The sequence below is a fragment of the Nocardia sp. NPDC041819 genome (genome assembly GCF_055590505.1).
Window position 1 is genome coordinate 15,807 of record NZ_JBVJAP010000004.1, and the last position, 13,185, is coordinate 28,991.

At 66.3% G+C, this 13,185-nt stretch carries 9 protein-coding genes; all 9 read left to right on the forward strand.

The genetic code is table 11. The annotated features are described in order from the left end of the window. Positions 1-85 precede the first annotated feature (85 nt). The 9 genes from eccA to ACZ6DL_RS14725 all read left to right on the forward strand — a co-directional run bounded on the left by eccA (position 86) and on the right by ACZ6DL_RS14725 (position 13,180). Positions 86-1,846, forward strand: coding sequence for a type VII secretion AAA-ATPase EccA (gene eccA / locus ACZ6DL_RS14685; RefSeq protein ID WP_357045302.1), 1,761 nt, complete (start codon positions 86-88; stop codon positions 1,844-1,846). Positions 1,847-1,950: 104 nt separating this feature from the next. After that, positions 1,951-3,504: a type VII secretion protein EccB gene (gene eccB / locus ACZ6DL_RS14690; protein ID WP_466051352.1), complete on the forward strand. Its 1,554-nt coding sequence runs from the start codon at positions 1,951-1,953 to the stop codon at positions 3,502-3,504. Beyond that, on the forward strand, positions 3,504-7,511 hold the full coding sequence (eccCa, locus tag ACZ6DL_RS14695) for a type VII secretion protein EccCa (protein WP_466051354.1): 4,008 nt from the start codon (positions 3,504-3,506) through the stop codon (positions 7,509-7,511). The genes eccB and eccCa overlap by 1 nt, the downstream gene beginning before the upstream one ends. A 400-nt stretch (positions 7,512-7,911) precedes the next feature. Continuing rightward, a complete protein-coding gene (locus tag ACZ6DL_RS14700) occupies positions 7,912-8,220 on the forward strand; it encodes a WXG100 family type VII secretion target (protein ID WP_357045296.1) in 309 nt (102 codons plus the stop codon). Positions 8,221-8,263: 43 nt separating this feature from the next. Then, on the forward strand, positions 8,264-8,560 hold the full coding sequence (locus ACZ6DL_RS14705; protein WP_357045294.1) for a hypothetical protein: 297 nt from the start codon (positions 8,264-8,266) through the stop codon (positions 8,558-8,560). A 386-nt stretch (positions 8,561-8,946) separates the two neighbouring features. Continuing rightward, on the forward strand, positions 8,947-9,264 hold the full coding sequence (locus ACZ6DL_RS14710; protein ID WP_466051356.1) for a hypothetical protein: 318 nt from the start codon (positions 8,947-8,949) through the stop codon (positions 9,262-9,264). A gap of 29 nt (positions 9,265-9,293) precedes the next feature. Next, positions 9,294-10,667 (forward strand): PPE domain-containing protein, encoded by a 1,374-nt coding sequence (locus ACZ6DL_RS14715; protein ID WP_466051358.1) that lies wholly within the window; start codon positions 9,294-9,296, stop codon positions 10,665-10,667. A gap of 67 nt (positions 10,668-10,734) precedes the next feature. Further along, positions 10,735-11,544, forward strand: coding sequence for an ESX secretion-associated protein EspG (locus ACZ6DL_RS14720; RefSeq protein ID WP_466051981.1), 810 nt, complete (start codon positions 10,735-10,737; stop codon positions 11,542-11,544). Between the two features lie 34 nt (positions 11,545-11,578). Next, complete coding sequence (locus ACZ6DL_RS14725; RefSeq protein ID WP_466051360.1) at positions 11,579-13,180, forward strand: MinD/ParA family ATP-binding protein; 1,602 nt, start codon at positions 11,579-11,581, stop codon at positions 13,178-13,180. Positions 13,181-13,185 lie beyond the last annotated feature (5 nt).

Consider the following 13,185-nt stretch of genomic DNA (forward strand, 5'->3'; position numbering starts at 1 on the left):
CCATCATTGGGAAGTTGTCGAGTCCGGAGCGTGACCGCCGGAATCTATCGTTCGAGCAGGCTAGATCGGCGGAAGGGAAGTCCGAGTGTCAGCGGCCGAGGACGCGTTCTACACGGGTGTTCAGAATCTTGGGTTGGTCGCCGGTGGCGTGCGCAACGAGCAGCATGCGGCGGCCGCGTTTCGGGCCGCCACCGATCTCGACCCGGACATGTGCGACGCCTGGCTGGGGCGCGCCATGGCGGGGGAGGTCACCTCGGAGGTGATCTACGGGGCCTACCGCTCGGTGCACAATCTCTACCGCGACCAGCAGCGGGCCGGGCTGGTCGATCGCGCGCTGTGGTGCCAGGTCGAGATCGGCATGTACGGACTGCGCGTCGCCATGGCCGACCGCGATCAGATCGCCATCGCGCAGGCGTGTTCGTATGCCGAAGGCGGTGAATGGCAGGAAGCCGCGGCGATTCTCGACGAGGTCCCCCGCGACGACGTCTCCGATTTCGTGCGCATGTCGCTGTACTTCCGGACCAAGCAATGGCCGGAGGTGCTCGCCCTGCGCACCGCGCGACCGTCGCTGGAGGACGGCCTGCTCGACATCGCCGCCGAATTGATGACCGCCCAATCGCTGGCGCACCTGGGCCGCTTCGGCGAGGCCATGCCGCGCGCGCAGCGGATCGTGGAGGACAGTTCCTCGGGCAGTCTGTCCTACATCTGGGCCGACGCGCACTTCCTGCTCGGCATGCTGATGCGGCACAACGGCGATCACGACGCCGCCGAGAAGGTCCTCAAGGGGCTCCAGGGTTCGGCGCTGTGGCCCGAGCGCGAGGAATGGCAGCGCGCGGTGCGGGACAAGTCGTACCGATTCGAGGTCGCCACCGCGGAACTCATCGCGTCCCGAACCAACAGGTGGGACCCGAAGACGGGTGACGATCCGCGCGAGGCGGCCGCCACCGCGGCGCGGGCGGAGCGCGAGAGTCTCCTCACGGAGGCCTCGGACCTGTTGCAGGCGCAGATCGGCATGGATTCGGTCAAGGAACAGGTCGACCGGCTCAAGTCCGGCGTGCTGATGGACCAGGTGCGCGCCAAGCGCGGGCTCGCCGTGGATTCGAAGTCGCAGCACCTGATCTTCTCGGGTCCGCCCGGCACCGGCAAGACGACCATCGCCCGCGTGATCGCCAAGATCTTCGCAGGCCTGGGTGTCGTGGAGAACGCCGACGTGATCGAGGTGTCCCGCAACGACATGGTCGGCACCCACCTGGGTCATACGGCGCCCAAGACCAATGCGCTGATCGACTCGGCGCTCGGCGGTGTGCTCTTCATCGACGAGGCGTACACGCTGATCCAGGAGGGTCTTTCCGGCGGCGACGCGTTCGGTAAGGAGGCGGTGGACACGCTGCTGGCGCGGATGGAGAACGATCGGGACAAGCTCGTGGTGATCATCGCCGGATACGAGGACCAGATCGATCGGTTCCTCGCGTCCAACGACGGCCTCGCCTCGCGATTCACCAAGCGCATCCGTTTCGCCAGCTACGGCGCCGACGAGTTGGTGCAGATCGCCGAGCACATCGCACGGAACAAGGACTCCATCCTGTCCGAGCAGGCACGCGAGGTGTTGCGCCTGCGCTGCGAGGAGTTGGCGGGGCAGACCAAGAACGGACGGCGGCTGATCGATCTGGCCGGTAACGGCCGGTTCGTGCGCAACGTGGTCGAGGCCGCCGAAGCCGAGCGTGACTACCGCTTCACCAGGGAGAACGCGGACATCGCCGCGATGACCGACGAGGAGCTCATGACGATCGACGCGTTCGACGTCAGCGCGGCGCTGGAGGGCTTGGCGCCGAGCACGCGAGTGTGAGGCGTCCGCTGATCTGATTCCCAGAGTTGGGAATAGGGGTCGTATTCATGCTGTGACCGCTGGTTACGGTGTGGTTGGCAGGGCGGCGGAAGGAACGAGAACCGGTGGCGCGCTTCCGGGTTGTGACGAAACACCAGATTTCCGGCTGGCGTTTTCTGCTGCGCCGGATAGAGCACGCGCTGGTCCGTCGAGACGCATCGATGATCGATGATCCGCAACGTGGTCGCTCGACCGCCTTGTCCATCGGCATCGCGCTCGCGTGCGTGCTCATCGCGGGCGCCGCCGTGCTGGCCTTCTTCAAACCCGCCAAGAAGGTCGGGGACTCGAAGATCGTGGCGGAGAAGGACACCGGCGCGCTGTTCGTGCGGGTGAACAACCGGCTGTTCCCGGCACTGAATCTCACCTCGGCACGGCTGATCGTCGGTTCTCCCGACAAGCCCGTGCAGGTCTCGCGGGACGAGCTGTCGAAGTACCCGCGCGGGCCCTGGGTCGGCATTCCCGGTGCGCCCGGCAGCATCGTCGACACCGATGAGAGGGATTCGTCGTGGACGGTCTGTGACACGGCGCGAATCGGTGCGGCCGCGCCGGTCAACCCCTCGACCGGCCTGCCGACCTTGAGCCGCTCCGCGGTGCGGACCACGGCGATCGGCGGTCCGCTGACCGTGGACGGCGACGCCAACCGCCCGCTGGGTGACGGTGAGGCCCGTCTGCTGCGCGACGACACCACGACCTGGCTGGTGTACGGCGATGCCGAGAAGGGCGTGGTGCGCGCCGCGATCGACCTCGCGAACACCGCGGTGGCCATGGCGCTCGGCATCGACTCGACCGCTCCGGTGATGGCGGCTTCCAAGGGGCTGGTCAACGCGATTCCGGAGGCCCCTCCGCTGCGAGTGCCCGACGTGCCGGGTAAGGGCGAGTCGATCACGCTGAACAACGGATTCACCACGCCGGTCGGCTCGGTACTCACCGTGTCGGCGCCGGATCAGGGGGCTTCGTACTATCTCGTCTCGCAGACCGGGCTGGTGCGGATCAGCAACGTGTTGGCAGCGATGGTGCGGAACGCGGACTCGCAAGGTTCGGTGTCCACTCGCGCGGTAGGGCCCGACGTGATCGCGGCGAATCTGCGCCCCGGCCAGTGGCCGGGCACCGCGTCCTACCCGGTCCGTCCGATTCGTCTGGTCGATCCGGAACGGTCCGGCGTCACCTGCTTGCATTGGGCGCGCACTGGAAGCGATCCGAACGCGACCACGCAACTGTTGGTGGGCAGGCAATTGCCGCTCACGAAAGACGAGCAGGGGCGCGCGGTGGACCTGGTGACCTCCGCCGCGTCGCGCGGCACCACCGCCGACGCGGCGTACCTGCCGAGAGACACCGGCCGTTTCGTGCAGGTGACCGGCGCCGAAGCGGGCTCTCCGCTGCGGGAATCGCTCTACTGGGTGTCCGACAGCGGCGTCCGCTACGGCATCATCGCCGATCCGAGTAGCAGCGGCGGTACCGATCCCTCCTTGACCGCCCTCGGACTGCGGGCTCCGGTCCCGGCGCCGTGGAGCATCATTTCCCTGTTCGCGGTCGGACCCGCTCTGTCCCAGAAGGAAGCTCGCATTCAACACGACGGAATTCCGAACAACAAGATCGTTGCCGGGCTGGGTGGTTCGTAGTGACCACCACTCGCCGATTCGTCCGGCCCGCCCGGACGGTGCGCGGTCCGAAGGCCCCCGCCGTGACCGAGTTGCGGCTGCAGCCGCCGACCGAGCTGCCCAGGCCGGTTCCGGCATCGCGGCTTCGGATGATCATGCCCGTGGTCATGGTGGCGGCCATGTGCGGGATGATGGTCATGATGTTCCGCGGCGGCGGAACCATGAACCCTATGATGCTCATGTTCCCGGCCATGATGCTGGTGTCGATGTTCGGCATGATGGGCGGCGCGCTCGGGGGCAACTCCAGCGGCGGCGCGGCGAGCCTCAACGAGGAACGCAAGGACTACCTGCGCAGCCTCACCGACAACCGTAAGACGGTGCACGCGGCGGAAGCCGAACTGTATGCCTTCCTGCGCTACACCCATCCCGGCCCCGACGAGATCGCCCGGCTGATCGGCGGCAAGCGGATGTGGGAGGTGCAGGTCGCGAGTCCGCAGTTCCTGCGGGTGCGAGTCGGCCGTGGGCGAATCGCCAACCAGGTGCGCGTCATCGTTCCCGAAGCCGCGCCCACCTCCGATCTGGACCCGGTCGGCGTCGTCGAACTGACCCGTTTCGCCAAGGCGTACTCCACGGTCGGTGGCATGCCCGTCGCGATCAATCTGCTGTCCGCGCCGCAGGTCGGCATCGACGGTGACCCGCAGCTGGTGACCGGCTTGATCCGCGCGATGATCGCCGAGGTCGCGGTGCTACACGGTCCGGACCAGGTGGCCGTCGCGGCGGTGCTGTCGGATCCGGACGCGCCGGAATGGGCGTGGCTGAAATGGCTGCCGCACACCCAGCATCCGAACGAGACCGACGCCATCGGCTCCAGCCGGATGGTGTACCGCACCGTCGCGGAGCTGCGCACAAAGGTGCTTGCGGGGCTCAATCGCGGTCCGTTCTCGGCGAATTCGCAACCCACTCTGGATCGCACGCACTACCTGCTGATCGTCGACGTCGCCGGACCCGCGAGCGATCGCGACATCTCCGGCATCGATGGGTGCACGTGGCTGCGGCTGGGTCCCTCGGAGCAGAATCTCCCACGCGCGCTGCGCTTCACCGTCACCGAGGACCACTCGCTGAACGAAGTGTCCCCGCGCGGGGTGCGGCGCGTCGGAGTGGCCGATTCGCTGTCCGTGGCGGCCATGACGTCGATGGCGCGCAGTCTCTCGCCGTACCGGTTGTCCACCGTGGTGGAGGCGGTTGCCGCCGAGCAGGCCAGCGGCGGCACGTCTTGGGAGGAGATGGTCGGCGTCTCCGACCCCGGCGCTATTCGCGTCGAGCAAGTGTGGATCCGGCGTCGCGACGAGGACCGGGCACGTCTCAACATTCCGTTCGGTCACGACCCGGCCGGCGGAATCGTCTATCTCGATATCAAGGAATCGGCCGAAGAAGGCATGGGCCCGCACGGCATGTGCATCGGCGCGACCGGATCGGGTAAGTCCGAATTCCTCCGTACGCTGGTGCTTTCGGCGGTGTCGACACATTCCCCGGATGTCTTGAACCTGCTTCTCGTCGACTTCAAAGGTGGCGCGACCTTCCTCGGATTCGACCGGTTGTCGCACGTGACGGCCGTGGTGACGAACATGGAAGAAGAAGCCGACCTCGTCACCCGTATGGAAGACGTGATCAACGGCGAAATGGCGCGGCGGCAACGCATTCTGCGTGATGCCGGCAATTTCGCCAGCGTCGCCGACTACGAGCGCGCCAGGGAGCAGGGTGCGGATCTGCGGCCGCTGCCCACGCTCTTGATCATCCTCGACGAGTTCGCCGAGTTGCTCGAGCAGTACCCGAACTTCTCGAAGCTCTTCGTGGCTATCGGCCGACTGGGCCGATCACTGCGCATCCACCTGCTGCTCGCGTCGCAGAAAGTCCCGGCCAACCGGATGGGTGAGCTGGAAGCGCACCTTTCCTACCGCATCGCCCTGCGCACCAACCAGACCGCCGACTCACGCGACGCGATCGGCACCGCGGACGCCTACCACCTGCCGAAGAAGCCGGGTGCGGGCTATCTGCGAGTCGGCTCCGGCGACCTCCAGCGGTTCCAGGCCGCGTACGTTGGCGAGAAGTACTCGCCCCCCGCGCAGGTGTTGGCGGCCTCCGCGCAACGCGCGCGACGGCCCGGCGGCGGATACCGGCCACCGCAACGCTTCACCGCCGGGCATATCGCCGACACTCGCCCCGCGGTCGTCGAGCCGGTGGTCGTCCAGGAAGCGCCCGAGGCAGCCGACGGCGAGTCGATCACCGTGATGGAAGCGGTGTTGCAGCAGCTGGCCCGGCACGGAAATCCCGCTCACAAGATGTGGCTGCCGCCGCTGGTCACACCGCCCACCTTGGAGCGGATGATCCGCGCCGTGCCACAGGGAGCGTTGCAGATGCCCTTGGCGCTGGTGGACAAGCCGCGTCAACAGCGTCAGGACGTCTGGTCGGTCGACATGTCCGGCGGTGGCGGGCACATGGCCATCGTCGGCGGCACACAGTCCGGCAAATCGACGGCGCTGCAGTCGTTCATCATGTCCGCGGCGCTGACCCATACTCCCGAACAGGTGCAGTTCTACTGCCTGGACTTCTCCGGCGGCGGGTTGGCGGCATTGGCGAACCTGCCGCATGTGGGATCGGTCGCGGCGGCCCGGGACGTCGACCGTATCCGGCGCACGATCGCGTTGGTCACGAACCTGCTCGAGAGCAGGCAATCGATGTTCACCGAGTTCGGCATCGACTCGATTCGGAAGTTCCGTACGCTGCGCGACGGTGGTGGCGTACCGCCGTGGCTGGACCGCGATCCCTACGGTGACGTCTTTCTGGTCATCGATGGGTGGGATGTCGGATTCAGCATGAACGGCCCGTACTACGACGAATACACCCCAGTGATGGAGTCTCTCGCCCTTCAGGGCTTGAACTACGGCATCCACCTGGTGGTCAGCAGTTCGCGCTGGATCGCCATTCGCCCTGCGATCAAGGACTTGATGCAGACACGCGTCGAAATGCGACTGGGCGACTTGGCCGATACGACCTTCAACAACCACCGCGCGGTTGTCGCAGCGATTCCGGCCAATCGACCGGGTCGCTGCATCTCGACCGATGGCCTGCACATGCTGACCGCGTTGCCGCGCATAGATGGTGTGGGCGAAGCGAACTCGGCGGCCGAGGGCCTTGTCGCCGCGGCCGCCGAGGTCACCCAACGCTATCCCGGCAGGCGCGCGCCGCAGGTGAAGCTGCTGCCGCCGCAGGTGGGCATCGACGAAGTGCGTGCGGGATGGCCGGTGCCGCAGACGCTCGCTCAGCGTCTGGTCGTCCCCTTCGGCGTACGGGAATCCGATCTCAGCCCGGCGACAATCGATTTGAATGTGTCGACCCATTTCATCGTGCTCGGCTCGACCGGATCGGGCAAGTCCACCACTCTGGCCGCGCTGCTGGAATCCATTCGGCGCCAGTACGACCCGTCGCAGGCGCGCGTGCTGCTGATCGACTATCGGCGCAGGCATTTGGAGACGGTGCCGCAGGAGATGCTGATCGGGCATGTGACCAACGAGCGGGATGTGCGCGAGGCGCTGCCGCCACTGGTGGAGAAAATGCGCTCGCGCCGCCCCCCGGAGAACGTGACCCCCCGGCAACTCGCGGAGCGCTCTTGGTGGGCCGGGCCCGAGGTATTCGTCGTGATCGACGATTACCACATGGTCGCGCAGCGTGGCGCGCTGAATCCGCTGGAACCGTTGAAGGAGATCATTGTCGACGGTCGGGATACAGGCTTGCACGTCATCGCGGCGCGCAACATCGCACAAGCGGACACGGCCTTGTACGACAACGTGATCGGTCAGATGAAGAACCTCAATTCGTCGGGTCTCATCATGGACGGCTCGAAGCTCGACGGCATCCTGGTCGGCGACGTGCGACCCACCAAGCAGCCGCCTGGCCGGGGAATCTACGTGGAGCCCATGAGTTCTCGCCGAGATCTCGTCCAGGTGGCCTGGGTGCCCCAGCAGATCTGACCTGGGCGTCCGTCCCAAGGTTGGGAATAAATTACCGTTTTCCTTAGCAGCCGCTCGATCTGAGCTGGTAGTCACGCTCGATTGGAGTCTCACCATGGCACTCCCGGATCAAGGCATCGCGCCGCCGGATGTGCGGGGCCGTGACCGAGCCCAGGCGGATGGTGCGATCACCCCGCAGGCGAGACGCCACCGGAACGACTGGAAATCCTCTGTCCGGCGGCGCTGTTCGTTCCCGGAGGAACCCAGGAGGTGCCGGTACTGGAGAAACCCCGCTGCAATCGGTGTGGTCAAGGACGTCGATGGCCCGAGCCGCGTATCGACGCTTCCGCCGCACACGCTGTCAACGTCCTCGGCGAATCCGTCCGAGGCATGGTAAACGCCTTCTAGGATAGGAACAGATATGGCCATCGGCTTCACCGGCGACAAAGCGGACATCGACAACGTCGCCAATAAGTTCTTCATGCACGCGGACACCTTCAAGAACCACATGGGTATTCTCGAGGGCATCAAGATGGAATATGCGCCCGCCGTCGAAGGCGCGACGGGAACCGCGATTCAGCAGGCGATGCAGGGAGCCCTCGACAAAGGGGGGCAGCTGCACAAGAAGTTCATGGACATCGTCGACGCTCTGAACATCGCCGGCGCGACCTTCGACAGTCACGACCAAGATAACGCGGCGCAGGTCAACAAATACAACCTCAATTTCTGATGCCTGATCTGCACCAGAGAACAAACGGGAAAGGTTTCGGAGAATGAAGAACGATTACGATGCCGTCGAGGGTCTGGTCGTCCGCACCGACAAGGTGCTCAGCGACATGACTGTCAGCAAGGAGGAGCGGAATACGTTGGCGAATCTGCTCAAGCAGAATTTCCAAGGTGACGCCGGTTCCGAGAATGGACAGTTGCAGGATCGCATCGATAAGCTGATCACCGAGTACAACGATGCGCTGGTGAAGCTCAAGGCGGCCACCAAGGAAGTGTCGGGCATCGACGGCCAGTTCCGCGTGGTGGATCAGGGTCAGGCCATGCGGTTCTCCCAGATCATCTAGCGACTCCGTGGTTCGTCGCCCTGCCGGTCGAGAGCCGCATGAGCGGGTCCGCTGACGGTCGATCGAACGCGGTCTCGGCGCTCGGTTGCTGCCGAGCGGTGCAGATGATACCGATCAAAGTCCGCTGTCGCCCTCGGCGAGGTCGCTCACACCGACTTCGTCGAGGGCGATCGCATGTCTGGGATGTCCTCCGGCAAGGGTTCGCGTTGGGATGTGGATGAATTCGTGTCACGTGACGTTCCACATGCGTGCTCGCTGTGAGCGACGACTGGGCAGCCGGCGCGGTGAATGCGGATCCAGCTCCATGTCCCCATCTTTGGGAATAGCTTAACGTTCTGATTGCACCGCTCGATGCGAGCACGGCGCCCTTTCGTTAGGAGCTCTCCATGTACTTCAGTCTCACTCCAGGGCAACTTCCCGCTATCGCCGCGCAAATGAGCACCGGGACCACGGATCTAGCCGGGACGATGGTCGCGTCCGCGGCGGGCAGTGTGCCGCTTCCGCCGGGCTGCGACGACGTGAGCAGGCGCATCACCCAGGCCTTCTTCGGGTTCGCCACCAACCTCTTCGACAAGACGACGCAGGGAGTCGGGCATCGCATCAACGCCGAGCCGCACCTGCCCGAGGTGGACGCCTGCTATTGCGCGGCGGATGCCTCCGGTGACAGTCAGATTTCCGCCAAACGTGTAGCGTTCGGCGAGTAGTCGGAGCCGGTCGAGCGAAGGCCGATGCCATGGTCGATTACCTTGCGTTGCCACCGGAAGTGAATATCGCCCGGCTGCTGTCGGGGCCCGGCGTGTTCGCGCTGGAAACTGCCGCGTCCGCCTACGCGGAGTTGGCTACGGCGCTGGCCGCCGCTGCGAGCGGGACGGACGGCTCGACCACCATGATGGGTGGGGCATGGCAAGGGCCGTCGTCCGATCGCGCTCAAGCGGCGTTCCGTCAGCACGCCGGCTGGTTGCACAGACAGGCCGCGGTGGCGGCGGATGCCGCGAAGTCCGTAGCGGAACTGGGAGCGATTTTCGGCAGCGCGGCGGAAGCAATGACCGGGGTGGAGGCGTGGCTCGCGGAATGGTATGCGAAGCAAGCCGCTCTCGCCGCCGCCAGCACGACGCAACTGGCTCCGCTCACGCTGGCGGCGATGGCGCTGAGTGAACTCGAGTATCTGGCCATCACGGCGGCGGCAGCAGCGGTGATGGTCGGCTACGACGGGGCGGCCACCGCCGTGCTGGCCGGCTTGCCGACGCCGGAAGTGCCCATGCCGATCGTCAACGGTGGTGGTCCGATCCCCGATGGAACGACGTACAACTTCGTTGCGCCGGAGATCAAGAACCCGCTGGACAACGACACCCACACGATTCAAAACGACGTGGGGAACCATCAGACCGGTGATCCGGGCGGTGATCCGGCCAAGACGAACCCGGATCCGACCGATCCCAAACCGACTGATCCCACACAAACCACGGATCCCACACAACCGGCGGACACCACGCAGCCGGTGGACACCACCCAACCGACCGAGCAGTTGCCCGACATGGACAACCCATCGTCGCTGTCGGATTCGCTCGGCAATTCCTCGCTGGACGGTTCCGGCACCGGTTCGATGGACCAGCAGGGCTTGATCGGAGCATCGCAGGATTCGACGACGCTGGCCGGGCTGTACGGCGGGTCGGGCAGCATGGTCGCGCTGAGCATGGCTCGCGGCGGGCTGAGTGCCCTGCCCGGCGCCGCGAGCGGTTTCCGGATGCCGTCCAATTGGTCCCTGGGCCGCGGCACCGCGTTCGGTGCCTCGGCGAATCCGACCGGGGGCGGTCCGGGTTCGCGTCCGGCGGCACCGCGTGGAGCGACCGCGCCGAAGGCGCAGATGCGCCGGCGCAGGCGCGACGAGGACCGCGAGAAGTCGAAGGTGTTCGTACCCGGCGAAGCGCAAGATGTCCCTGTCCTCGAGCAACCCCCGGTCATCGGCGTCATCGAGTACGGCGACGCCGACCGCCGAGACGAACTCGAAGAGCTCGAAGAGTCGGACAACGAGCAGTTGCTCCTGGTCGGTGTCATCGGAAGCGACGTCGACGAGTCGGCGACCGTAGACCCGGAACCCGCGCGGTGAGGTCCACCGTGGTCGAGTTCCAGTCCAAGGAGAGGAGGCTCGTCCCCTGGAAGCGGATCCGGTAGCGATCGATCTCAATGTCGATGCCGCTCTTCTGTTGAAAGAATTGGTCGGCATCGACTCGTATCCTCCGGTGCTGGCGCTGCTGCCGAATATCTATCGGCTCGAGGATCGAGAACGGGTACACGCCGTCGTCGCGCAGGAACTCACCGAGGTCGGCATCATCGACGGCGACAGGGTGCACCCCGTGGTCGAGCACTGGCTGCGGTGCCTGTACCGGCCGGACATGGAACTGGTGGCCAGGATCCTGGCCACCGGAGTGGACGGGGAACCGCAAGCAATGCTGCGGTTTTCGCTGGTGCGCAGTGGCGACACACACGTACTCGCCCTACGCTGCGACGACAACGTGGTCATCCAGACGATGTATCAGGACGGTCAGAATCTGGACACGGTGACGGCAGCGCTGACCACCGCGCTCGGTCCCGCGGAGGCATTGCGGTTCACGCCGATGACCACCACGGTCGAGCAGCTTCGCGAGGTACCGTCGGAACCGGACGAGCGACGACAGGCGTTGCTGGAGTTGGGCGCCCAGCCGCACACCGCGACGGTGCTCACCAGGGCGCTGGACGAGGTGGAGCGCCGGGCCGAGATCCTGGTGATCGAGCACCGGGACGGCAGCCCGCCCGAGACCGATGTGTCGGTGACCGTGCTCGACACGCTGTCGGGGCGGCTGATCGTCACCCCGAGCAGGGCGATGGATGGAGAGATATGGTCCACGTTCGCCCCCGGCGACGATGCGGCCTTGCGGTCGGGCATCGGGGCGCTCATCGACCTGTTGCCCGGTCGAAGTTGGTTCGACACAAGCAGACTGAACTGAACGTCGGACCGTGGTTGTGGAGAGGACGACGGAGATGAACCGAGCACCGAGCATCAACGGTCATTCGGCCGAATCCGCGCGCGCTCGCGGCGGTTATGACGCGTACTTCGCACCGACGAACGAGCTGACCGACGCGGCCGTCGCGCCGGGCCCCGCCCCCGAGGCCCGGCAGGACGCCGAAAAGTTCTCCCACCCCGACCCCGTGATCGGTGCGCCGCGCGAGCCGCAGGCGTCCGCCGGGGAATCCGAACCCCGTCCCACGCAGCATGCGGCGGTGACGCCGCCACCGAGTGCGAGCACGCCGCCGCGGCAGGCGAATGCGCAGATGGCGCAGCCGAGCACGCCGCCGCAGGCGAACGTGCCCCCGCCGCAGGCGAACGTGCCCCCGCCGCAGCCCAGCATGCCTCCACCACCCGCGAGCACGCCTCCGCCGGACTACTCCGCAGCACCTCCTGCGGCACCGCAAGCGGCGCAGAATCATCTGGCACATGAGCAGTCCGCCGAGCAGTACCGCGCGGAGCAGGCGGCCGCGCGAGTGTCTCAGGCAATCGCGCGGACCAATGCCGCGTCCGCGAATGAGGAATGGCAGTCCGGATCCGCGACGCCCTGGGTCCCCGAACGCGTCGACCACTCGGCGTACGAGCCGACCCCGCGGATCGAGGTGCTGCCCGCCGCGCTCAGCTCGATCGACCTGCTCGCCGATATCTCCGCAGCGAAGCGGGCGCAGCTGCGTTCCAGCTCCGGCATGCGCGGCGCGCTCAACAAAGTCGGCTTCAATCTGGGTCTTTCGCCCGCCGAGCAGCGCGCCGAGGACCGTAAGACGCGCATTCGGCGCCAGCTCACCACGACCTATCAGATCGCGGTGATCAGCGTGAAGGGCGGGGTCGGGCGCACCACCACCGCGGCGACGCTCGGCTCGACCTTCGCGGGCCTGCGCCCGGACCGGGTGGTCGCGATCGACGCCAACCCGGACTTCGGGGATCTCTCCACCCGCACCTGCAGGCATCCGTACGGCCTGACCCTGCGCGACCTGGCGCAGGCACAGAACCTGGACGCGTTCTCCGCGGTGCAGTCGTTCACCTCGATCAATTCGTCGGACCTCGCCGTGATCGCTTCGCCGTGGTCCACCGAGGCCACCGAGGCGTTGTCCGGCCGCGAGTACAGCATCGCCGTGGAAACCCTGCGCAAGCACTTCAATCTGCTGGTGGTCGACTGCGGGACCGGTGTGCTCGATTCGGCGACGGCGACGGTGCTGCAGACCAGCGACGCCGTCGTGGTCGTCACCCCGGCCACCGTGGGCGGTGTGACCGGCGCGGTGGCCACCTTGAACTGGCTCAGTTCGCACGGCTTGCAACATCTGATCGCGAAGTCGATCGTCGGCATCGTGCATCACCAGCCGTTGAAGCCGACCGTCGACGTGGACGCGATCGAGAAGCTGTTCGAAACCGCGCAGCGCCCCACCTGCGTGCTGCCCTACGACGCGCATCTGGCCGAAGGCGGCGAGATCGACCTGCGGCTGTTGGAGAAGGAGACCGTGCTCGCGTTCGAGGAGCTGGCCGCCTGGCTGGCCGATGGATTCCCCGGATACCTCGCCAGTGGCGCCGACAACCACGGTGACCGCGGAGGGTGGCGATGAGCGAG